Genomic DNA, 20,086 nt, shown 5'->3' with positions numbered 1-20,086 from the left:
GGCATCATGTGGCGCTTGTTCGTTCCCGGCGCCACGCACGCGCCGTTCACCCCGATGCCGCTGAATCCGAAGATCGCCCAGGTGCTCGACATGGTCGAGCGCGCGAAACGCCCGCCTTATCATCGCCAGACGCCGCAGCAGGCGCGCGCCGCCTACGAGAAGAGCGCGCCGATCCTCGACGTGCCGCCCGCGCCGATGCATGCGGTCGACGCGTGCACGATTCCGACGCGCGACGGCCATGCGATTGCCGCGCGGCTGTATCTGCCGGTCGAACCGAGCCTCGCCGAGCCGCTGCCCGCGCTCGTCTACTATCACGGCGGCGGCTTCACGGTCGGCAGCATCGACACGCACGACGCGCTGTGCCGGATGTTCGCGCGCGACGCGCGCTGCGCGGTGCTGTCGGTGGGCTACCGGCTCGCGCCCGAGCACCGGTTCCCGACCGCCGTCGACGATGCCGAGGATGCATTGCGCTGGCTGCATCGCGAGGCGCCCGCATTGGGCCTCGACGCGTCGCGGCTCGCGGTCGGCGGCGACAGCGCGGGCGGCACGCTCGCGACGGTCTGCGCGGTGCTCGCACGCGATGCGGGCATCGATCTTGCGCTGCAGCTGCTGATTTACCCGGGCGTCACGGGCCATCAGGACACCGCCTCGCATGCGCGGCTCGCGAACGGCTACCTGCTGTCGCGCGACACGATCCAGTGGTTCTTCGCGCAATACGTGCGCGACGCGGCGGATCGCGACGACTGGCGCTTCGCGCCGCTCGACGGCCGGCGCGGCGCGCCGTCGTTCGCGGGCGTCGCGCCCGCGTGGATCGCGACGGCCGAGTACGACCCGCTCAGCGACGAAGGCGCCGCCTATGCGGACAAGCTGCGCGCGGCCGGCAACGCGGTCACGCTGGTCTGCTATCCGGGCATGATCCACGAATTCTTCAAGATGGGCGGCTACGTGCCCGAGGTGAAGGCCGCGCATGCCGATGCGGTCGCGGCGCTGAGGGCCGCGTTCGACGACGTTTGACGGCGGGCGGCGACGGCGCCGCGCGCGAGGAGGGCAGCGATGACGGACGGCGTGGTGGAAACCGGCGACTGGACGACGCTGGGCGGCGATGCGGCGCGCATTCGCGACGCGGTGTTCGTGCGCGAGCAGCGCATCCCGCCCGAATGGGAACTCGACGACGACGATCCGCTCGCGTTGCATGCGGTCGCGTACCGGATCGACGCGACGACCGGCGCGCGCCGCGCGGTCGCGACGGGGCGGCTGCTGCCGTCCGGCACGATCGGCCGCGTCGCCGTGCTGGCCGAGGCACGCAACCGCGGCATCGGCTCGGCCGTGCTGAACGCGCTGCTCGATGCCGCGCGCCGGCGCGGCGAACCGCTCGTACGGCTTTATGCCCAGGAGGCGGCGGTGCCGTTCTATCTGCGGCACGGGTTCTCGGCAGCCGGCGCGCCGTTCGTCGAGGCCGGCGTGCCGCACGTCGAGATGACGCGCGTGCCGTGACGCGGCGCGTCAGCGCGGCGTCGTGACGTCGATGTCGAAGGCGAACGCGCGCTCGAACTCGCCGGGCCGCACGGTGCGATGCGAGCCGTCGTCGTCGCTGCGCTCCTTGATCTCGACGGTGAGCCGCACGCCTTCCTTCATCGTGACGCGCAGCGCGGTCGTGCCGCGCGTGCCGTATTCGGGCGTCTCGATGAACGCGGCGGACAGCGCGCGCTCGCGCTCGAGCGGAATGCCGGTGTGCGGCAGCGCGTCGTCGTCGGCCACGCGCGTATCGCGCATCAGCGCGATCAGCTCGTCGAGCGACGGTGTCGGGTTGTCGGTCAGCAGCGTGCCGAGCTCGGCGCGCTTGCGCACGACTTTCGGCCAGGGCGTATCGAGCCGCGCGTTCGACAGCGCGTGCACGCCGGCGCCGACCGCGACCGGCGGCGCCGCGCGGCTTTCGCCTTCGGGCGCGCGATTGCAGAACCATGCGAGTTCGCGCCGTTTCCAGTCGCCGACGAGCAGGTTGAAGCCGTTGTAGACGGCCGCATGCTCGGCGAGCTGCGCGAGATAGTCGAGCGGCGCGACGGCCGGGCCGCCGAGATAGTCGGACACGAGCTTGCCGCGCGTCGGCGCGCCGGCACGGATGTCGAACGGCGCGCGGTAATTGGTCAGCGCGGCGAAGCGGCCGTCGCGCGACACGCCGAGCCAGGTGCCGCCCGCCTCGAGATCGCGGCCGGCGAGCACGCCCGGCACGTCTTCCCACCACGACAGCGGCGCGCTCGTGCGGCGAAAGAATTCGTCGCGGTTGGCGGCCAGCGTAAATACGGGACCGGCGGCGGCATCGGGCTGCCAGTCGAAGGCAATCAGACACATCGGGCGAATCTCTCGCAGGAAACGTCGCGCGGCCGGCGCACAAGGCGCTGCGGCGCGCGAACGGGTTGTCAGTGCGTCATGCGTCGGTCGGCCACGCGTACGGCAGTGCGTCGAACGCGAGCGCGGGCCCGGCGGCCGAGCCGACGTGCACGCTGCCGCTGTCGAGCGCGGCGAGCTTGATCTCGACGAGCGCGTCGACGCCGCCCGCGGGCGCCGCCGCCGCATTGACGATCATGCCGCAGGGCTGGCCCGGATCGTCGCTGTGGAACAGCTCGGCGCCGGCACGCACGGTGTCGGTGTCGGCCGCGACGTGCGCGAGCGCGGTGCGGCGCTTGATCGTGCCGCGATACTGGCTGCGCGCGACGACTTCCTGGCCCGGATAGCAGCCCTTGCGGAAGTTGACCGCGCCGATCACGTCGAAATTCACCATCTGCGGGACGAACTGTTCGACGACCGGCTGCGTGATACGCGGCTCGCCGGCACGCACGTCGAGCCAGTCCCACACGGCCGGCGACACGACCGGGAGCTTGCCGCCAAGCGCGGCGAGGCGCGCGTCGACTTCCGCGCGCGGGCCGATCCACAGGTAACGCTTGCGCCCGGCCGCGTCCGGCACGCGGATCAGCGCACCGGCAGGGCCGTCGACCTTCACGTGGACGCCGTCCGGCAGCGCATCGAAGATGCCCGACAGCGCGTCGCGCACGTCGCCGGCGAAGCCCACCACCGCAAGCGCCTCGCTCGCGTCGGTCAGTTTCGCCTTCGCACGCAGCACGAACATCGACAGCCGCTTCTGCACCGCGGCCTGAATGTCCTTCGACACCAGCAGGCGCACGTCGTGGCCCGCGCGCCACGCGAGGAACGACGCGAGCAGCCGGCCCTTCGGCGAGCAGTAGCCGCTGAGCCGCGCACTGGCGGCGTCCAGATGCTCGATGTCGTTGGTGAGCTGGCTGTGCAGGAACGTTGCCGCATCGTCGCCGGCCACGTCGATCACGCCGAACTGCGCGAGCGGCATGCACGCGCCCGGCGCATCGAAATCGGCGGCGGACGGACGGGGAAAAACGGGGAGCGGGGCGGATGCGGCAGCCTGGGCAGCCGGTGAAGCGAACGGTGTGCTCATGGAATGAGGGAACAGTCAACCCTGACTTTGACGGAGGCGAGCAAGTATTATATGGGTCTTACCTGAGTCACGTTCCATGTCCCTACTGAAGAAATGCGCCGCGACGGTGGCGGCGCTGGCCGTCGTTGTGGCCGCTGCCGGCGCGGGCGGCGCGTATTACTGGGCGACCCGCCCGCTGCTGCTCGGTGCGGCGTCGCTCGACGTCACGATCAAGCCGCGCAGCAGCGTGAAGAGTGTCGCGCTGCAACTGAAGCGCGGCGGCGTACCGGTCGAGCCGTTCGGCTTCGTCGCGATGACGCGGCTGCTCGGCCTGTCGAGCCGGCTGAAGTCCGGCAACTACGAATTCAAGACGGGCGTCACGCCGTACGAAGTGCTGCAGAAGATCGCGCGCGGCGACGTGAACGAGTACGTCGCGACGGTGATCGAGGGCTGGACCTTCAAGCGGATGCGCGCGGAACTCGATGCGAACCCCGATCTGGTCCACACGACGGCCGGGATGAGCGACGCCGAACTGCTGCGCGCGATCGGCGCGTCCGACAGCGCGATCGAGCGCGGCAGCGGCGAAGGGCTGTTCTTTCCCGATACCTATCTGTTCGACAAGGGCACGAGCGACGTGAACATCTACCGGCGCGCCTACCGGCTGATGCAGACGCGCCTCGACGAGGCGTGGGCCGCGCGTGCGCCCGGCCTGCCGTACAAGACGCCTTACGAAGCGCTGACGATCGCGTCAATCGTCGAAAAGGAAACCGGGCATGCGGCCGATCGCGCCTTCGTCGCGGCCGTATTCGCGAACCGGCTGCGCATCGGCATGCCGCTGCAGACCGATCCGTCGGTGATCTACGGGCTCGGCGACGCGTACGACGGCCGTCTGCGCAAGCGCGACCTGCAGGCCGACACTCCTTACAATACTTACACGCGACGCGGGCTGCCGCCGACGCCGATCGCGTTGCCGGGCGTCGCCGCACTGCAGGCGGCGATCAATCCGGCGCAGACGAACGCGCTCTATTTCGTCGCGAAGGGCGACGGCACGAGCGTGTTCTCGGATACGCTCGGCGATCACAACAAGGCCGTGGACAAGTACATACGAGGTCAATGATGGCGAGCGGTAAATTCATCACGTTCGAGGGCATCGACGGGGCGGGCAAGACGACGCACCTGCAATGGTTCTGCGAACGCCTGCAGCACAAGCTGGCCGGCGCCGGCCGGCAGGTCGTCGTGACGCGCGAGCCGGGCGGCACGCAGCTCGGCGAGAAACTGCGCGAGATCCTGCTGAACCAGCCGATGGATCTGGAAACCGAGGCGCTGCTGATGTTCGCCGCGCGCCGCGAGCATCTCGCGCTCGTGATCGAGCCGGCGCTCGCGCGCGGCGACTGGGTCGTGTCGGACCGCTTCACCGACGCGACCTTCGCGTATCAGGGCGGCGGCCGCGGGCTGCCGCGCGACAAGCTCGAGACGCTCGAACGCTGGGTGCAGGGCGGCTTTCAGCCGGACCTGACCGTGCTGTTCGACGTTGCGCCGCACGTCGCGAGCGAGCGCCGCGGCGCCGTGCGCATGCCGGACAAGTTCGAGAGCGAGTCGGACGCGTTTTTCACGCGCACGCGCGGCGAATATCTGCGGCGTGCGGAAGAAGCGCCGCATCGCTTCGCGATCGTCGACGCGACGCAGTCGATCGACGAGATCCGTCAGCAGCTCGAGCGCGTACTCGCCGCGCTGTAACCCGCAAGGAACGCACCTCATGATCTATCCGTGGCAGACCGACGACTGGAACCGCCTGCAGCAGTTGCGCGCGCAATGGCCGCATGCGCTGCTGCTGCACGGGCAGGCCGGCATCGGCAAGCTGCAGTTCGCGCAGCATCTGGCGCGGGGTTTCCTCTGCGAGTCGCCGCAGCCGAACGGCGAGCCGTGCGGCACCTGCGCGGCTTGCACGTGGTTCGCGCAGGGCAACCATCCGGACTACCGGATCGTGCTGCCCGAAGCGCTCGCCGGCGAAGCGCCGGGCGCCGCGGACGATGCGAAGCCGGCCGACGCGGACGACAGCGGCAAGAAGACGCGCACGCCGAGCAAGGAGATCAAGATCGAGCAGGTGCGTGCGCTGCTCGATTTCTGCGGCGTCGGCTCGCATCGCGGCGGCCTGCGCGTCGTCGTGCTGTATCCGGCCGAAGCGCTGAACGTCGCCGCGTCCAACGCGTTGCTGAAGACGCTCGAGGAGCCGCCGCCGGGCGTCGTGTTCCTGCTCGTGTCGGCGCGCATCGACCGTCTGCTGCCGACCATCGTCAGCCGCTGCCGGCAGTGGCCGATGAGCGTGCCGGCGCCCGAGGCGGCCGCCGCGTGGCTCGCGACGCAGGGCGTCGACGACGCGCGCGCGCTGCTCGCCGAAGCCGGCGGCGCGCCGCTCGCCGCGCTGGCGCTCGCGAGCGACGAGAACCGCCCGTTGCGCGACTTCACGCTGAACCAGCTCGCGGCCGGCGCGGCCTGCGATCCGTTCGCGTGCGGCGAGACGCTGCAGAAGCTGCCGGTGCCGCTCGTGCTCGGCTGGCTGCAGCGCTGGCTGTACGATCTGCTGGCGCAGCGGATGGCGGGCGCGCCGCGCTATTTCCCCGCGCACGCGGCGGCACTCGCGCGCTGCGCGCAGACGGTCGACGCGAACACGTTCGCGCGCTTCATGAAGGCCGTCACGCGGCAGCGCACGGTCGAGAACCATCCGCTCAATGCGCGGCTCGTCTTCGAGGAATTGTTTCTCGGTTATCGCGAAATGTTCGCATGATCCTCGATTGTTTCCGTCGGGTTGCGAAACGATGACCGACACCTGCCGCGAGGCGACGCGCGCGTCGCGGCCGGCTTTACGTATTCAGGAACCACGATGTTCGTCGACTCTCATTGCCACATCAATTTCAAGGGTCTCGCGGATCGCCTGCCGGCGGTGCTCGAGAACATGCGCGAGCACGACGTCACGCACGCGCTGTGCGTGTCCGTCGATTTCGAGACGCTGCCCGACGTGCTCGCGATCGCCGAGGCGCACGACAACGTCTATGCGTCGGTCGGCGTGCATCCCGATCACGAGGAGGCGCGGGAACCGACGCTCGCCGAACTCGTCGAACTGGCCGCGCATCCGAAGGTCGTCGCGATCGGCGAGACGGGCCTCGACTACTACCGCCTCGAAGGCCGCTCGATTGCCGACATGGAGTGGCAGCGCGAGCGCTTTCGCACGCACATCCGGGCCGCGGCCGCGACGATGAAGCCGCTGATCGTCCATACGCGGGCGTCGTCGGAGGACACGCTGCGGATCATGGCCGAGGAGCGCGCAGACGTGCCCGGCGGCGTGATGCACTGCTTCACCGAGCCGTGGGCCGTCGCCGAGCAGGCGCTCGCGCAGAATTTCCACATCTCGCTGTCGGGCATCGTCACGTTCAAGAACGCGACCGACGTGCAGGACGTCGCGCGCCGCGTGCCGCTCGACCGGCTGCTGATCGAGACCGACTCGCCGTACCTCGCGCCGGTGCCGTATCGCGGCAAGCCGAATGAACCTGCGTACGTGAGCCATGTCGGACGCTTTATCGCATCGGAGCGCGGCATCGCGGTCGAGACGCTTGCCGACGCAACGACACAAAACTTTTTCCGGCTGTTCAAGATCGCCCGCTGACGCGCCGCACAGCCGACAACCCAGGGAAGGAGCCCACAACAATGACGAAGCCGACCAAACATTTGCCGAAACGCGCGCTCGCCGCCGCCGTGCTCGTCGCGAGCGGCCTGCTCGGCGCCGCCGGCGCGCACGCCGAGTCGCTGGACGCGATCGTGAAGGCGGTCAAGTTCGACGACATCGCCGACATCGGCAAGCAGCTGAAGAACGGCCTCGATCCGAACACGGTCGCGCCGAACGGCGATCCGCTGCTCGTGATCGCCGCGCGCGAGAAGTCCGACAAGGTCGCGGCGGCGCTGGCGTCGGCCGCGAACGTCGATCTCGAGAAGGAAGACAAGGCCGGCGAAAACGCGCTGATGCTCGCGTCGCTGAACGGCGACGTCGCGCTCGTGAAGCTGCTGATCGACAAGGGCGCGGAAGTCAGCAAGAAGGGCTGGGCGCCGCTGCACTACGCGGCGACGAACGGTCAGGACGCGGTCGTCAAGGTGCTGCTCGATCATGACGCGTACATCGACACCGCCTCGCCGAACGGCACGACGCCGCTGATGATGGCCGCGCGCGGCAACCACGCGACGACCGTCAATCTGCTGCTCGACCAGGGCGCCGATCCGCAGGTGAAGAACCAGCTCGGGCTGACCGCGCTCGACTTCGCGAAGCACTACAAGGCGCCGGACGCGATCGACATCCTCAGCAAGCGTACGGTGCGCGTCGGCGCATCGGCACCGGCAGACGCGCAAAAGAGTGCAAAATGACGGTTTTCGGCGCGGCCGGCCAGCCCGGCCGTGTCTGGCCCGTCACGGCAGTGGGCCGTTGCGGGCCGCATTGACATAAGGAACACCATGTTGCGGGCTATGTTTTGTGCCGCGGCGTTTGCCGTGCCGTTGTCGGCGGCGGCTTTCACGGGCGCGGATCTCGACCGTCTGTGCGCGAAGACGGACATCAAGTCGCGAGCGTCGTGCGCGGCCTACATCGAAGGCGCCGCCGACGGCGTCTACAACACCATCGACGCGATCGGCGGCACGACGGGGCCGCGTGTCGGCCAGTATTTCTGCCTGCCGCCCGACATCAAGGCGCAGCAGATGACCGACGCGGTGCGCAAGTACATCGCCGAAAATCCGAAGCTCGCCGACTACAACGCGAGCACCGCCGTGTCGCTCGGTCTCGGCAAGGCCTTCCCGTGCCGGGGCGGCAACTGACCGACCGGACCGTGTTCGGGCCTGCGCGTGTGCCGCGCGGCGCCCGGACGTTCCCGACGCATTCAGGACGAGGCGCACGCGCCTCCTAACCGAAGCATCCCGGGCGCCGATGATTTCAATCGAGGAGTTTCAGCGCATCGCCGATGCGCCGCTGCATTCATGGCTCGGCACGCTGTTCGTGTCGATTGCCGTCGTGTTCGTCGTCACCATCGGGCATCGTCTCGGCGCGCGGATCGTCAAGCGCATCGCGCAGCCGTATCCGCTGACGAGCGCGATCCTGCGCTACATCGACAAGCCGTCGCTCGTCGCGCTCGTGCTGCTCGCGCTCGAATTCGTGTGGCTGCAGGCCGACGACGGCATGGCCTTCGTACGCGGCATGCGCACGGCGGCTGCGGTCGGCTCGATCGCCTCGCTGACGTGGCTGCTCGTGCGGCTCGCGGCCGGCGTCGGGGACGCGATCATCCGCGCGCATCCGCTCGATACCGCAAACAACCTGCACGCACGCCGCGTCCACACGCAGGCGAAGGTCCTCGTGCGGACCGTGATGGTGCTGATCGTGATCATCGGCACCGGTGCCGCGCTGATGACGTTCCCGAACGTGCGGCAGATCGGCGCGAGCCTGCTCGCGTCGGCCGGCGTCGCGGGCCTCGTCGCCGGTATCGCCGCGCGGCCCGTGCTCGGCAACCTGATCGCGGGGCTGCAGATCGCGCTCACGCAGCCGATCCGGCTGGACGACGTCGTCGTGATCCAGGGCGAGTGGGGCCGCATCGAGGAGATCACGGGCTCGTTCGTGTCGGTGCGGCTCTGGGATCAGCGGCGTCTCGTCGTGCCGCTGCAGTGGATCATCGAGAACCCGTTCGCGAACTGGACGCGCAGCAGCTCCGAGATCATCGGCACCGTGTTTCTGTCGGTCGATTACCGCACGCCGCTCGCGCCGCTGCGCGAGGAACTGGCGCGCCTCGTGCACGCGGCGCCGGAATGGGACGGCCGCGTGCAGGTGCTGCAGGTCACCGACGCGACCGAGCGCACGATGCAGCTGCGCGCACTCGTCAGCGCGGCCGATTCGTCGCTGTGCTGGGACCTGCGCTGCCGCGTGCGCGAAGGCCTGATCGCGTATCTGCAGACGCACTATCCGCAGTGCCTGCCGCGCAGCCGGATGGAGCTGTATCCGCACGACGCGGCGCCGAAGGAGCCGAGCCCCGAACGTCCGCATGCGCGGGCGCCGGCCGGCAGCACCGCCGCGAACACCGCGGCTGACCCGAAGGCCAACGACGGCCGCCACTGAGCGCCGCGCGCGCGACGATCCCATCATGACCGCCCTCACCACGCTCGCGATTGCCAACTACCGCTCGTTGCGCGAGCTGATCGTGCCGCTCGCGGCGCTGACCGTCGTGACCGGCCCGAACGGTAGCGGCAAGTCGAGCGTCTACCGCGCGCTACGGCTGCTGGCCGATACCGCGCAGGGCCGCGTGATCCCGTCGCTCGCGCGCGAAGGCGGGCTGCCGTCGACGCTGTGGGCAGGCCCCGAGCGCTTCTCGCGCGCGATGCTGGCCGGCGAGGCGCCGGTGACGGGCACGGTGCGCAGCGGGCCGGTCAGCCTGAAGCTCGGCTTCGCGTGCGACGATTTCGGCTATGCGATCGATCTCGGGCTGCCGATGAAGACCGGCACGTCGATGTTCGGGCTCGATCCGGTCGTCAAGCGCGAATGCATCTGGGGCGGCCCCGTGCTGCGTCCGTCGACGCTGCTGGTCGACCGGCACGGCGTGCAGATCCGCGCCCGCGCGGCATCGGGCGACTGGCGCACGATTCCGCAGCCCGTCGCGAGCTTCGACAGCATGATGACCGAGTTCGCCGATCCGGCCGGCGCGCCGGAGATGATCGCGGTGCGCGAGCGAATCCGCTCGTGGCGCTTCTACGATCACTTCCGGACCGACGCGCAGGCGCCCGCGCGGCAATCGCAGATCGGCACGCACACGCCGGTGCTCGCCGACGACGGCGCCGATCTGGCCGCCGCGCTGCAGACGATCCGCGAGATCGGCGACGGCGCGGCGCTCGACGCGACGATCGACGACGCGTTTCCCGGCGCGTCGATCGAAATCGACAGCCCGGGCGGCCGCGGCCGTCTCGACGTGCTGATGCGCCAGCCGGGATTGTTGCGGCCGCTCGCGGCGGCCGAGCTGTCGGACGGCACGCTGCGCTACCTGCTGCTCGCGGCCGCGCTGCTGACGCCGCGTCCGCCCGCGCTGATGGTGCTGAACGAACCGGAGACGAGCCTGCATCCCGACCTGCTGCCCGCGCTCGGGCGGCTGATCGTGCAGGCCGCGCAGCGCACGCAGGTGATCGTCGTGTCGCATGCGGCGCGGCTGATCGCAACGCTCGAGCGCGACGGGCAGTGCGAATCGCTGGTGCTCGACAAGCAGCTCGGCGCGACGACGCTCGTCGATGCCGATACGCGCGATCTGCCCGCATGGAAATGGCCGTCGCGCTGATGCGGACGCGGCCGCTGCCGGCGGATGCCGCTGCGCGGCGGCGCGCGGCGCTCGCTTGCGCGCGACGAGTGTATCGGTCTGTAACATCGCCCATAAAATGCAAGACCGCGCCGTGCCGGGCGGCGGAATCGCTAATAATGGCGGGATAGCGCGCCGGCGCTGTGCCACGCCGGGGCAGCGCCGCGCACCGGCGACGGTCGCCCCGCACCGGGGGACGGACCGGGCCGCGCGTGCCGCCTGCACGCCGCCTCGGCAGCCGCCGCGCACCGACGCGCTCACGCACGCCGACCAAGGAGACGTGGACCATGAGGATTGCCCAGATCGCCCCGCTGACCGAATCGGTGCCGCCGAAACTGTACGGCGGTACGGAGCGCGTCGTGTCCTACATCACCGAGGCGCTCGTCGACCTCGGACACGACGTGACGCTGTTCGCGAGCGGCGATTCGACGACGCGTGCGACGCTCGAGCCCGTGTGGCCGCGCGCGTTGCGGCTCGACACGTCGATCCGCGACCGCGTCGCGCCGCACATGCTGCTGATGGAAACCGTCGCGCGTCGTGCGAAAGACTTCGACGTGCTTCATTTCCACATGGACTACTACTCGTTTTCGGTGTTCGACCGGCAGGAGACGCCGTACGTGACGACGCTGCACGGCCGGCTCGATCTGCCCGAACAGCAGCCGGTGTTCGACACGTTCAGCCGCGCGCCCGTCGTGTCGATCTCGAACGCGCAGCGGCAGCCGCTGCCTCAGGCGAAGTGGATGACGACCGTCTATCACGGGCTGCCCGAGACGCTGTACATGCCGCAGCCGGTCGAGCCGCGCTACCTCGCGTTTCTCGGCCGCATCTCGCCGGAAAAGCGCGTCGATACCGCGATTCGCATCGCGCAGCAGTGCGGGCTGCCGATCCGGATCGCCGCAAAGATCGATTCGGCCGATCAGGAGTACTTCGAGCGCGAGATCAAGCCGCTGTTCGCGCTGCCGAACGTCGAGTACATCGGCGAGATCGCCGATCATCAGAAGGCCGAATTCCTGTCGGGCGCGCATGCGCTGCTGTTTCCGATCGACTGGCCGGAGCCGTTCGGGCTCGTGATGATCGAGGCGATGTCGTGCGGCACGCCCGTGATCGCGTTCAATCGCGGCGCGGTGCCGGAAGTGATCGACGAAGGCGTGTCGGGCTTCATCGTCGAGGACGAGATCAGCGCGGTGGCGGCCGTGAACCGGCTGCACCTGCTGCCGCGTGCACGCGTGCGGCGGCGCTTCGAGGAGCGTTTCACGTCGCGCCGGATGGCGCAGCAGTACGTCGACATCTATCAGTCGATGATCCGCGCGCAGAAGCGCTCGCGCTTCAAGGTGATCGACTCGACGACATGACGCATGCGCGCGACGCGCATAAAAAAACGGCGATGCTCCGCAAGGACATCGCCGTTTGCACATCGTCCGCGCAGCACGCGCGGACGGGCAGGACGCCGCAGCGTCAGAGCTTGAGCTTCGTGACCTTCGTGCCGTTGATCGACACGTCGCCCATCAGGCCGGCGTTGGTCAGCACGATGACCTGAACCGGTGCGGTCGCCGTGTTCGTGTCGACCGCGCCGTTCGCGCCCATCTTCACGAGCGCGACCGACGCGCCCGCGCCGGCGGCCCAGCCCTCGGAGTTGCGGAATTCGTCGAGCGCCTGCTGCGTCATGAACAGGAACACGATCGCCTTCGACTGCGCGCCGGCCTGCAGGCCGACCGACAGCGACGACGTGTTGTAGTAGCCGACGGTGCTGCCGCCGACGCGCAGCGCGCCGTTGCCGGACTGGCCGCCGACGATGAAGCCGGCCTGCAGCACCTCAGGGAACACCAGCACGCCGCGCGACTTCGCGACGAGTTCGCGCGAGCCCTTGACCGTCGAATACAGGCGCGACAGCGTCGCGTCGACACTCGAATCGATCGCCTGACGCTTCGACGCGTTGGTCGCGGCGTTGTCGGGTTTGTCGGGGGTAGTGGTGCAGCCGGTGAGCGCGAGGCTACCGACGACGAGCGCAGCGGCCAGTTTCAGCGCGAGAGTCCGTTTTTGCATCGTTCTTCTCCATCGGATGATGTTCGGAGTGAGTCTCGCTCAGAGAGCGGCCCACGTCGGCAGTTATATCACAGCGACATGCAGCGGCTTTTCGTTCGGACGTGAAAAAGCGTCAAATCGCGTGCCGATGTCGCGGCATGCCAACGCGGCACCGATGTCGCGTGCGGCGTCGGGGCGCGGCTGGGGAAAAGGGCGGGGCGTCAGCGCGCAACGGGCGGAACCGGCGGCTCCATCGGTGGCTTGACGGGCGGCTTGATCGGCGGCCGCCGCAGCGCGCGGCGGATCAGCGCGATCACGACGCCGCAGCCGAACAGGAACACGGCCGGCACGACCCAGTAGCCGACGAACGCATGCCACAGATAGCTTGCGAGCGTATTGCGGCGCACCACGTATTCGTCGCGCGCGGCCTGCTGGCGCGGCGCGTTGGCGGCCAGCACCTCGGCCGGGCAGCCGGCTGCACGCGCTTCATCGGCGTCGCCGTGGCACTTCGCGGCCGCGCCGGCGGCCTGCTGCGCATCGGTCAGTTGCCAGGTGGTCAGCGCAAGCTGCAGATCGGCCTTGTTGTAGGCCATCTCCTCGCGAATCTCGCGCACCGCGACGATCGCGACGGGCACGGCCCAGAATGCGACCACGATCACCCAGCGGCGGAACCAGCGGTGTTGTCTCCATGCCATCCATGCCTCCGTTTGACGCGGCATGCGCGTCCGTGTCGAGGGCGGCCCGATGGCGCTTCTTGTACTTGGATGGGCCGCGTTGCAGCCATCATAGAAGAAAACGCGGCGAATTGCCGCACCGCGTGCGCGCGCGGGCGGCCGCGCCGGGCGGCGCGCGCGGCGCCGGCGTCGATGCGCGTACAACGAAAGCAAAAATGCCGCGCCCGCCGAAGCGGAGCGCGGCATTCGCGGCCGGTGTGCCGGAATCAGGCGGCCGGCTGGCTGCTCAGGCAGCTCTTCATGAACGCCTTGCGGTCGTCGCCTTTCTTGTCGGCGGCTTGCGTGTTGCAGGCCTTCATCTTTTCCTGCTGCGTCATCTTCTTGGCAGGCTTCGCCGACAGGCAGTCCTTCATGAACGCCTTGCGTTCGTCGCCCGTCTTGCCGGCGGCCTGGGTGTTGCAGGCCTTCATCTTGTCCTGCTGGCTGTTCGCCGCGAACGCGGGGGAAGCCAGCATGCCGCCGAGAAGCACTGCGGCCACGAGCGATTGGATTTTCATTTTGACACTCCCATGGGGTGAATTGCGTTTTATCGACGCCGTCACGAAGCCGATGCAGCACGATACGGAGTAGGGTCGCATCGCGCCGCGTTCCGATTATGGCAAACCAATGTGAAAACACCAAAACGGCACTTCCTATAACGCCGTCGCGCCACCGTGCGTTGACGTCGCACACGCGCCGGCGATCGGGATAAACCATGAGCGGCGCGCGTCGCGCGCGTTTGTTCGCACCGAATCGCTCGAATCCGGGCCGCGAGCCATTACAATCGCGGCCATGAATACGCTGACTCCCGCTTCTTCTTCCTCCGCGGCGCACCTGCCGCGCATTGCCGTCCTCGCGACCGGCGGCACGATCGCCGGCGCCGCGCCCGACGCGACGAGCACGGCCGGCTATCAGGCCGGCGCGCTCGGCGTCAATTTCCTGCTCGACGCGGTACCGGCGCTCGCGTCGGTCGCGCGCATTCATGCCGAGCAGGTCGCCAGCATCGACAGCAAGGATCTCGCGCTGCCGCTCTGGAACACGCTCGCCGCGCGGATCGACGCGCTGATGGCCGATCCGGCCGTCGACGGCATCGTCATCACGCATGGCACCGACACGCTCGAGGAAACCGCCTATGCGCTGCATCTGGTCGTGACCGGCGACAAGCCGGTCGTGCTGACTGCCGCGATGCGGCCGGCCACCGCGCTGTCGTCGGACGGGCCGCTGAACCTGCTGAACGCGGTGACGCTCGCCGGACATCCGGCCGCGCGCGGGCAGGGCGTGCTCGTCGCGTTCAACAACCGGATCCATGCGGCGCGCGACGTCGTGAAGACGAGCACCTACGCGGTCGACGCGTTCCAGTCGCCGGAGCTCGGCGCGCTCGGCTGGGTGCAGGACGGCCGCGTCGAATTCGCGCGCCGCGTCACGCGTGCGCGCGATGCGCAACTGACGATTCCCGAGACGTGGCCGCCGGTCGACGTGGTGATCAGCTATGCGGGCGTCACGCGCACGGCCGTCGATGCGCTCGTCGCGGCCGGCGTGCGCGGCCTCGTCGTCGCGGGCACGGGCAACGGCTCGATCCATGCGACGCTGCAGACGGCGCTGGCCGACGCGGTGAACGCCGGGGTTGCGGTGGTGCGCGCGTCGCGCGTCGGTTCCGGTCACGTGATGCGCAACGGCGCCGCGAACGACGATGCGTTCGGCTTCGTCAGCGCCGGCTCGCTGAGCCCGTTCAAGGCGCGCGTACTGCTGATGCTCGCGCTGGCGAACGGCATTCGCGAGCGCGACGCGTTGCAGCGGCTGTTCGATCGCTGCTGACCCACACGCGGCCGCGTGCCGGCCGAATCGATGCCGTAAACGACAAAGGCAGGCCGAGCGGCCTGCCTTTTCTCATTGTCGACGTGTGCAAACGCTCAGGCTTGCGGCGGAATCACGAGCTTCTGACCCGGATAGATGCGATCGGGGCTCGACAGCATCGGCTTGTTCGCCTCGAAGATCACCGGGTACTTGTTCGCGTCGCCGTACACTTCCTTCGCGATCGCGGACAGCGTGTCGCCCGGCTTCACGTCGTGGTACCGGACTTCCGGATCGTCGGGCTGCAGGCCGTCGTCGTTGACGCCCGCGACGCCTTGCACGTTGCCGGCCGCGACCTTGACCTTCGCCTTCGTGTCGAGATCGGGCACGCTGCCCGACAGCGACACGGTGCGCGACGCGCCGTCGAACGCGACGGTCAGGTTCGACGTGTCGAGGCCCTGCGTGTTGATGTAGTTCTTGATTGCATCGGCCGCGGTCTGGTTCGCGGCATTCGGATTTTCCGCCGCTTGCGCGTCGGCATGACCCAGCAGTTTTTCACCCGCCTCTTTGATAAACGAAAGAAGACCCATCGTTGCACTCCTTAGGTGGTTGAAACGAAAACGCGCCGTGAAGTGGCGAAAAAAACACCGCGCTGGGGGCGGCCACCGAAGGTGAACGCGAGCGCGGCGGCTTTCTCGAAAGGCGTGGCGAAAGTGTAGGCGTTCGTCGCGACGATTGCATGAAAAATCGACGGTACGAACGTAAAGAAATGTAATACGCGAAATCCGACAGGCGGACACCCGACGACGACGTCTGACCGACCAAGGCTTCCCCGGCGTCGCCGGGTGCCGCTGCGGACCCCACCACGCCGCTCTCAGCCCAGAGCGGCGTTTTTCGCCCCGCCGCGCACGCATCGACGCGATGCGCGGCGGGGCGCCCCACCGTGATGCGCGCGTGTCGCGCACATCGATGCACCGGCAGCGGCCGGCGCACGTGAATTTCGCGCACCATCCGCCGCGATCGCGACGGATAGTGCGTCATGGCAGCCGCCCGACGCGGCCCGCGTTCAGCTTGCCGACTTCTCGATCTCGAAGTTCGACATGATCTCGAGCGCACGCACGAGCGCCGAGTGATCCCATGCCTTGCCGCCGTGCGATGCGCACACGCTGAACAGCTGCTGCGCGCTCGCGGTGTGCGGCAGCGCGAGGCCGAGCTTGCGTGCGCCTTCGAGCGCGAGGTTCAGATCCTTCTGGTGCAGCTCGATGCGGAAGCCCGGATCGAACGTGCGCTTGGTCATCCGCGCGCCGTGCACTTCGAGGATGCGCGATGCCGCGAAGCCGCCCATCAGTGCCTGACGCACGCGCTCCGGGTCCGCGCCCGAGCGCGCGGCGAACAGCAATGCTTCGCCGACGGCCTCGATGTTCAGCGCGACGATGATCTGGTTCGCGACCTTGCAGGTCTGGCCCGCGCCGTTGTCGCCGACGAGCGTGATGTTCTTGCCCATCTTCTCGAACAGCGGCTTGGCGCGCTCGAACGCCTGCTCCGGGCCGCCGACCATGATCGTCAGCGACGCTTCGCGCGCGCCGACTTCACCGCCGGAGACCGGTGCATCGAGATAGTCGCAGCCGAGCGCGTTGATCTGCTTCGCGAATTCCTGCGTGTCGAGCGGCGAGATCGAGCTCATGTCGATCACGAGCTTGCCCGGCGTCAGGCCCTTCGCGACGCCGTCGTCGGCGAACAGCACGTTGCGCACGTCGGGCGTGTCCGGAACCATCGAGATGATGATGTCCGCGTTCTTCGCGACTTCGCTCGAGTTCGCGACGACCTTCGCGCTCGCGCGCAGATCGTCGGGCACCGGATACGCGCCGTTCACGACGAGCTGATGATCGGCCTTGAGCAGGTTGCGCGCCATGTGCGCGCCCATGATGCCGAGGCCGATGAAACCGATGGTTGCCATGTGAAAGTCTCCTATAGGGGCGAATGACGGAAGGGGCGCTCAGGCGGCGCGGCGCGCGGCGCCCGACGTGCAGCCGGCGACGCTTTGCAGCCAGCCGAGCCCTTCGGTCGTGGTGGTGCGGGGCTTGTATTCGCAACCGACGTAGCCGGTGTAACCGAGCCGGTCGAGCAGCGCGAACAGGAACGCGTAGTTGATCTCGCCGGTGCCCGGCTCGTGGCGGCCCGGGTTGTCCGCGAGCTGCACGTGGCCGATCGAGGCGAGGTTGCGTTCGATCGTCGCGGCGAGTTCGCCTTCCATGCGCTGCATGTGATAGATGTCGTACTGCAGGAACAGGTTGTCCGAACCGACCGCGCGGATCACGTCGAGCCCTTCGGCCGAACGGTTCAGCGCGAAGCCCGGAATGTCGAAGCTGTTGCACGGCTCGACGAGCAGGCGGATGCCTTCGCGCTTGAGCGCATCGGCCGCGAAGCGCAGGTTGTCGACGATCGTGACGAACGTCTTGTCGCGCGGCGTGCTCGCCGACGGAATGCCGACGAGACAGTTCAGCTGCGGCACCTTCAACGCCTTCGCGTATTCGATCGCGCGGCCGACGCCTTCCTGGAATTCGCCGACGCGATCGGGCAGGCACGCGATCCCGCGCTCGCCCTGATCCCAGTTGCCGGCGGGCAGGTTGTGCAGCACGAGGCGCAGGCGATGCGCGTCGAGCCGTTCGGCGAGTTCCTCCTTCGCATACGGATACGGAAACAGGAACTCGACGGCATCGAAGCCCGCGTCCGCGGCCGCCTTGAAGCGGTCGAGGAACGGCACTTCGTTGAACAGCATGGTCAGGTTTGCAGCAAACTTCGGCATGAGCTAAGCCTCTTCGGTCGGTCAGTCAAAAAATATCGCGCGTCAGTCGAGCATCGAGATCGCGGTCGGTGCGTGCTCGGCCTTCTCGGCAAGCTCCTCGAACTCGTTGATCGCGTCGATCTCGGTGCCCATCGAGATGTTCGTGACGCGCTCGAGGATCACTTCGACGATCACCGGCACGCTGAACTCTTCCGCGAGCGATTGCGCCTGCTTCAGCGCCGGTTCGATCTCTTCCGGCTTGAACACGCGCAGCGCCTTGCAGCCGAGGCCTTCGGCCACGGCCACGTGATCGACGCCATAGCCGTTCAGCTCCGGTGCGTTCACGTTGTCGAACGCGAGCTGCACGCAGTAGTCCATGTCGAACGCGCGCTGCGCCTGACGGATCAGCCCGAGGTACGAGTTGTTCACGACCACGTGCACGTACGGCAGCTTGAACTGCGCGCCGGCCGCCAGCTCCTCGATCATGAACTGGAAGTCGTAGTCGCCGGACAGCGCGACGATCGGGCGTGCCGGATCGGCCGCACGCACGCCGAGCGCGGCGGGAATCGTCCAGCCGAGCGGGCCGGCCTGGCCGCAGTTGATCCAGTTGCGCGCCTTGAACACGTGCAGGAACTGCGCGGCGGCGATCTGCGACAGGCCGATCGTGCTCACGTAGCAGGTATCGCGGCCGAACACCTTGTTCATTTCCTCGTACACGCGCTGCGGCTTGACCGGCACGTTATCGAAGTGCGTCTTGCGCTGCAGCGTGCGCTTGCGTTCCTGGCATTCGGCGACCCACGCGCTGCGGTCCTTCAGCTTGCCGGCGGCCTTCCATTCCTGCGCAACCGCGACGAACAGCTCGAGCGCGGCCTTGGCGTCGGACACGATGCCGAGATCCGGGCCGAACACGCGACCGATCTGCGTCGGCTCGATGTCGACGTGCACGAACTTGCGACCCTTCGTGTAGACCTCGACGCTGCCGGTGTGGCGATTCGCCCAGCGATTGCCGATGCCGAGCACGAAGTCGGACGCGAGCATCGTCGCGTTGCCGTAGCGGTGCGACGTCTGCAGGCCGACCATGCCGGCCATCAGCGGATGGTCGTCCGGAATCGCGCCCCACGACATCAGCGTCGGAATCACCGGCACGCCGACGGTTTCCGCGAACTGCACGAGCAGGTCTTCGGCCGCCGCGTTGAGCACGCCGCCGCCCGACACGATCAGCGGCTTGTCCGCGTCGTTGAGCATCGCGAGCGCCTTCTCGATCTGCGCGCGGGTCGCCGCGGGCTTGTAGACCGGCAGCGGTTCGTACGTGTCGATGTCGAATTCGATTTCCGCGAGCTGCACGTCGATCGGCAGGTCGATCAGCACCGGGCCCGGACGGCCCGAGCGCATCAGGTGGAACGCCTGCTGGAACACGCGCGGCACGAGTGCCGGCTCGCGCACGGTGACGGCCCACTTCGTCACGGGCTTGGCGATCGATTCGATGTCGACGGCCTGGAAGTCTTCCTTGTAGAGCCGCGCGCGCGGCGCCTGGCCCGTGATCGCGAGAATCGGAATCGAGTCGGCCGAGGCGGAGTAGAGGCCCGTGATCATGTCGGTGCCGGCCGGGCCCGACGTGCCGATGCACACGCCGATGTTGCCCGGTGCCGCGCGCGTAAAGCCTTCGGCCATGTGCGACGCGCCTTCGACGTGGCGCGCCAGCACGTGGCTGATGCCGCCCGACTTGCGCATCGCCGAGTAGAACGGGTTGATCGCGGCGCCGGGCACGCCGAACGCGGTCTGGATGCCTTCCTTCTCGAGCACGAGCACGGCGGCGTCGACAGCTCTCATTTTGGCCATGAATGTCTCCTTGAACCTGAAATGGGGTGAATCTCGGTAATCGGTCTGTTGAGGACACTTTAGGGATGCAGGAAAGGTTTGATAAGATCAGCCGAAGTCGCTTATTTCGAAACTAAAAGTATGGAATGACGGC

At 68.3% G+C, this 20,086-nt stretch carries 21 protein-coding genes; 12 read left to right on the top strand and 9 right to left on the bottom strand.

What is annotated here, in order from left to right:
• Positions 1–54 precede the first annotated feature (54 nt).
• Positions 55–1,014: an alpha/beta hydrolase gene (locus tag NP80_RS22150; RefSeq protein ID WP_035948269.1), complete on the top strand. Its 960-nt coding sequence runs from the start codon at positions 55–57 to the stop codon at positions 1,012–1,014.
• A 39-nt stretch (positions 1,015–1,053) separates the two neighbouring features.
• A complete protein-coding gene (locus tag NP80_RS22145) occupies positions 1,054–1,494 on the top strand; it encodes a GNAT family N-acetyltransferase (RefSeq protein ID WP_006411891.1) in 441 nt (146 codons plus the stop codon).
• A gap of 9 nt (positions 1,495–1,503) precedes the next feature.
• On the opposite strand, the gene NP80_RS22140 is transcribed toward NP80_RS22145, so the two are convergent.
• Complete coding sequence (locus NP80_RS22140) at positions 1,504–2,349, bottom strand: NRDE family protein (RefSeq protein WP_006411884.1); 846 nt, start codon at positions 2,347–2,349, stop codon at positions 1,504–1,506.
• A 76-nt stretch (positions 2,350–2,425) separates the two neighbouring features.
• The gene (ygfZ, locus tag NP80_RS22135) at positions 2,426–3,463 is read right to left on the bottom strand and encodes a CAF17-like 4Fe-4S cluster assembly/insertion protein YgfZ (protein ID WP_006411889.1); all 1,038 of its coding nucleotides are present in this window, start codon (positions 3,461–3,463) and stop codon (positions 2,426–2,428) included.
• A 76-nt stretch (positions 3,464–3,539) separates the two neighbouring features.
• On the opposite strand from ygfZ, the gene mltG reads away from it, so the two are divergent.
• From mltG to NP80_RS22090, 9 genes are all read left to right on the top strand, one after another.
• Positions 3,540–4,559, top strand: coding sequence for an endolytic transglycosylase MltG (gene mltG, locus NP80_RS22130; protein ID WP_006407774.1), 1,020 nt, complete (start codon positions 3,540–3,542; stop codon positions 4,557–4,559).
• A complete protein-coding gene (gene tmk / locus NP80_RS22125) occupies positions 4,559–5,179 on the top strand; it encodes a dTMP kinase (RefSeq protein ID WP_012213208.1) in 621 nt (206 codons plus the stop codon). The genes mltG and tmk overlap by 1 nt, the downstream gene beginning before the upstream one ends.
• A 19-nt stretch (positions 5,180–5,198) precedes the next feature.
• Positions 5,199–6,227 (top strand): DNA polymerase III subunit delta', encoded by a 1,029-nt coding sequence (locus NP80_RS22120; protein WP_006407775.1) that lies wholly within the window; start codon positions 5,199–5,201, stop codon positions 6,225–6,227.
• A 96-nt stretch (positions 6,228–6,323) separates the two neighbouring features.
• Entirely contained in the window at positions 6,324–7,103 is a 780-nt protein-coding gene (locus tag NP80_RS22115) for a TatD family hydrolase (protein WP_006409695.1), read from the top strand.
• Between the two features lie 41 nt (positions 7,104–7,144).
• Positions 7,145–7,852, top strand: coding sequence for an ankyrin repeat domain-containing protein (locus NP80_RS22110; RefSeq protein WP_006407777.1), 708 nt, complete (start codon positions 7,145–7,147; stop codon positions 7,850–7,852).
• Positions 7,853–7,939: 87 nt separating this feature from the next.
• Positions 7,940–8,296: a Rap1a/Tai family immunity protein gene (locus tag NP80_RS22105; protein WP_006402276.1), complete on the top strand. Its 357-nt coding sequence runs from the start codon at positions 7,940–7,942 to the stop codon at positions 8,294–8,296.
• 109 nt (positions 8,297–8,405) lie between these two features.
• A complete protein-coding gene (locus NP80_RS22100) occupies positions 8,406–9,581 on the top strand; it encodes a mechanosensitive ion channel family protein (RefSeq protein WP_006407778.1) in 1,176 nt (391 codons plus the stop codon).
• A 25-nt stretch (positions 9,582–9,606) separates the two neighbouring features.
• Entirely contained in the window at positions 9,607–10,785 is a 1,179-nt protein-coding gene (locus NP80_RS22095; protein ID WP_006409694.1) for an AAA family ATPase, read from the top strand.
• Positions 10,786–11,090: 305 nt separating this feature from the next.
• On the top strand, positions 11,091–12,155 hold the full coding sequence (locus NP80_RS22090; RefSeq protein ID WP_006408525.1) for a glycosyltransferase family 4 protein: 1,065 nt from the start codon (positions 11,091–11,093) through the stop codon (positions 12,153–12,155).
• 103 nt (positions 12,156–12,258) lie between these two features.
• Here NP80_RS22090 and NP80_RS22085 read toward each other — a convergent pair whose 3' ends face one another.
• The 3 genes from NP80_RS22085 to NP80_RS22075 all read right to left on the bottom strand — a co-directional run bounded on the left by NP80_RS22085 (position 12,259) and on the right by NP80_RS22075 (position 14,056).
• The gene (locus NP80_RS22085) at positions 12,259–12,846 is read right to left on the bottom strand and encodes a BPSL1445 family SYLF domain-containing lipoprotein (RefSeq protein ID WP_006402280.1); all 588 of its coding nucleotides are present in this window, start codon (positions 12,844–12,846) and stop codon (positions 12,259–12,261) included.
• Between the two features lie 200 nt (positions 12,847–13,046).
• The gene (locus NP80_RS22080) at positions 13,047–13,520 is read right to left on the bottom strand and encodes a hypothetical protein (RefSeq protein ID WP_006407781.1); all 474 of its coding nucleotides are present in this window, start codon (positions 13,518–13,520) and stop codon (positions 13,047–13,049) included.
• Between the two features lie 245 nt (positions 13,521–13,765).
• Complete coding sequence (locus NP80_RS22075) at positions 13,766–14,056, bottom strand: PsiF family protein (protein ID WP_006402283.1); 291 nt, start codon at positions 14,054–14,056, stop codon at positions 13,766–13,768.
• A gap of 274 nt (positions 14,057–14,330) precedes the next feature.
• Between NP80_RS22075 and NP80_RS22070 the strand changes: the two genes are divergently transcribed.
• Positions 14,331–15,353, top strand: a complete 1,023-nt coding sequence (locus tag NP80_RS22070; protein WP_006411852.1) for an asparaginase — start codon at positions 14,331–14,333, stop codon at positions 15,351–15,353.
• Between the two features lie 95 nt (positions 15,354–15,448).
• On the opposite strand, the gene lysM is transcribed toward NP80_RS22070, so the two are convergent.
• From lysM to gcl, 4 genes are all read right to left on the bottom strand, one after another.
• Positions 15,449–15,919 carry a peptidoglycan-binding protein LysM gene (lysM, locus tag NP80_RS22065; RefSeq protein WP_006402286.1) on the bottom strand — a complete coding sequence of 157 codons (471 nt, stop codon included), beginning with the start codon at positions 15,917–15,919 and terminating at the stop codon, positions 15,449–15,451.
• A gap of 476 nt (positions 15,920–16,395) precedes the next feature.
• Positions 16,396–17,286 (bottom strand): 2-hydroxy-3-oxopropionate reductase, encoded by an 891-nt coding sequence (locus tag NP80_RS22060; RefSeq protein ID WP_006402288.1) that lies wholly within the window; start codon positions 17,284–17,286, stop codon positions 16,396–16,398.
• A gap of 39 nt (positions 17,287–17,325) precedes the next feature.
• Positions 17,326–18,135 carry a hydroxypyruvate isomerase gene (gene hyi, locus NP80_RS22055; protein ID WP_006402289.1) on the bottom strand — a complete coding sequence of 270 codons (810 nt, stop codon included), beginning with the start codon at positions 18,133–18,135 and terminating at the stop codon, positions 17,326–17,328.
• A 42-nt stretch (positions 18,136–18,177) separates the two neighbouring features.
• Complete coding sequence (gene gcl / locus NP80_RS22050) at positions 18,178–19,953, bottom strand: glyoxylate carboligase (RefSeq protein WP_006411853.1); 1,776 nt, start codon at positions 19,951–19,953, stop codon at positions 18,178–18,180.
• Positions 19,954–20,086 lie beyond the last annotated feature (133 nt).

This window comes from Burkholderia multivorans ATCC BAA-247 (assembly GCF_000959525.1).
In the GTDB taxonomy this organism is placed as follows: Bacteria; Pseudomonadota; Gammaproteobacteria; order Burkholderiales; family Burkholderiaceae; genus Burkholderia; species Burkholderia multivorans.
Note: the sequence above shows the minus strand (reverse complement) of the source record. Positions and strands in the feature narration are given on the sequence as shown.

Excerpts from the sequence above, each read along its gene's own strand:
- NP80_RS22150 (WP_035948269.1), top strand. The coding sequence starts at position 55 with ATGCCGCTGAATCCGAAGATCGCCCAGGTGCTCGACATGGTCGAGCGC.
- NP80_RS22145 (WP_006411891.1), top strand. The coding sequence starts at position 1,054 with ATGACGGACGGCGTGGTGGAAACCGGCGACTGGACGACGCTGGGCGGC.
- NP80_RS22140 (WP_006411884.1), bottom strand. The coding sequence starts at position 2,349 with ATGTGTCTGATTGCCTTCGACTGGCAGCCCGATGCCGCCGCCGGTCCC.
- ygfZ (WP_006411889.1), bottom strand. The coding sequence starts at position 3,463 with ATGAGCACACCGTTCGCTTCACCGGCTGCCCAGGCTGCCGCATCCGCC.
- mltG (WP_006407774.1), top strand. The coding sequence starts at position 3,540 with ATGTCCCTACTGAAGAAATGCGCCGCGACGGTGGCGGCGCTGGCCGTC.
- tmk (WP_012213208.1), top strand. The coding sequence starts at position 4,559 with ATGGCGAGCGGTAAATTCATCACGTTCGAGGGCATCGACGGGGCGGGC.
- NP80_RS22120 (WP_006407775.1), top strand. The coding sequence starts at position 5,199 with ATGATCTATCCGTGGCAGACCGACGACTGGAACCGCCTGCAGCAGTTG.
- NP80_RS22115 (WP_006409695.1), top strand. The coding sequence starts at position 6,324 with ATGTTCGTCGACTCTCATTGCCACATCAATTTCAAGGGTCTCGCGGAT.
- NP80_RS22110 (WP_006407777.1), top strand. The coding sequence starts at position 7,145 with ATGACGAAGCCGACCAAACATTTGCCGAAACGCGCGCTCGCCGCCGCC.
- NP80_RS22105 (WP_006402276.1), top strand. The coding sequence starts at position 7,940 with ATGTTGCGGGCTATGTTTTGTGCCGCGGCGTTTGCCGTGCCGTTGTCG.
- NP80_RS22100 (WP_006407778.1), top strand. The coding sequence starts at position 8,406 with ATGATTTCAATCGAGGAGTTTCAGCGCATCGCCGATGCGCCGCTGCAT.
- NP80_RS22095 (WP_006409694.1), top strand. The coding sequence starts at position 9,607 with ATGACCGCCCTCACCACGCTCGCGATTGCCAACTACCGCTCGTTGCGC.
- NP80_RS22090 (WP_006408525.1), top strand. The coding sequence starts at position 11,091 with ATGAGGATTGCCCAGATCGCCCCGCTGACCGAATCGGTGCCGCCGAAA.
- NP80_RS22085 (WP_006402280.1), bottom strand. The coding sequence starts at position 12,846 with ATGCAAAAACGGACTCTCGCGCTGAAACTGGCCGCTGCGCTCGTCGTC.
- NP80_RS22080 (WP_006407781.1), bottom strand. The coding sequence starts at position 13,520 with ATGGCATGGAGACAACACCGCTGGTTCCGCCGCTGGGTGATCGTGGTC.
- NP80_RS22075 (WP_006402283.1), bottom strand. The coding sequence starts at position 14,056 with ATGAAAATCCAATCGCTCGTGGCCGCAGTGCTTCTCGGCGGCATGCTG.
- NP80_RS22070 (WP_006411852.1), top strand. The coding sequence starts at position 14,331 with ATGAATACGCTGACTCCCGCTTCTTCTTCCTCCGCGGCGCACCTGCCG.
- lysM (WP_006402286.1), bottom strand. The coding sequence starts at position 15,919 with ATGGGTCTTCTTTCGTTTATCAAAGAGGCGGGTGAAAAACTGCTGGGT.
- NP80_RS22060 (WP_006402288.1), bottom strand. The coding sequence starts at position 17,286 with ATGGCAACCATCGGTTTCATCGGCCTCGGCATCATGGGCGCGCACATG.
- hyi (WP_006402289.1), bottom strand. The coding sequence starts at position 18,135 with ATGCCGAAGTTTGCTGCAAACCTGACCATGCTGTTCAACGAAGTGCCG.
- gcl (WP_006411853.1), bottom strand. The coding sequence starts at position 19,953 with ATGGCCAAAATGAGAGCTGTCGACGCCGCCGTGCTCGTGCTCGAGAAG.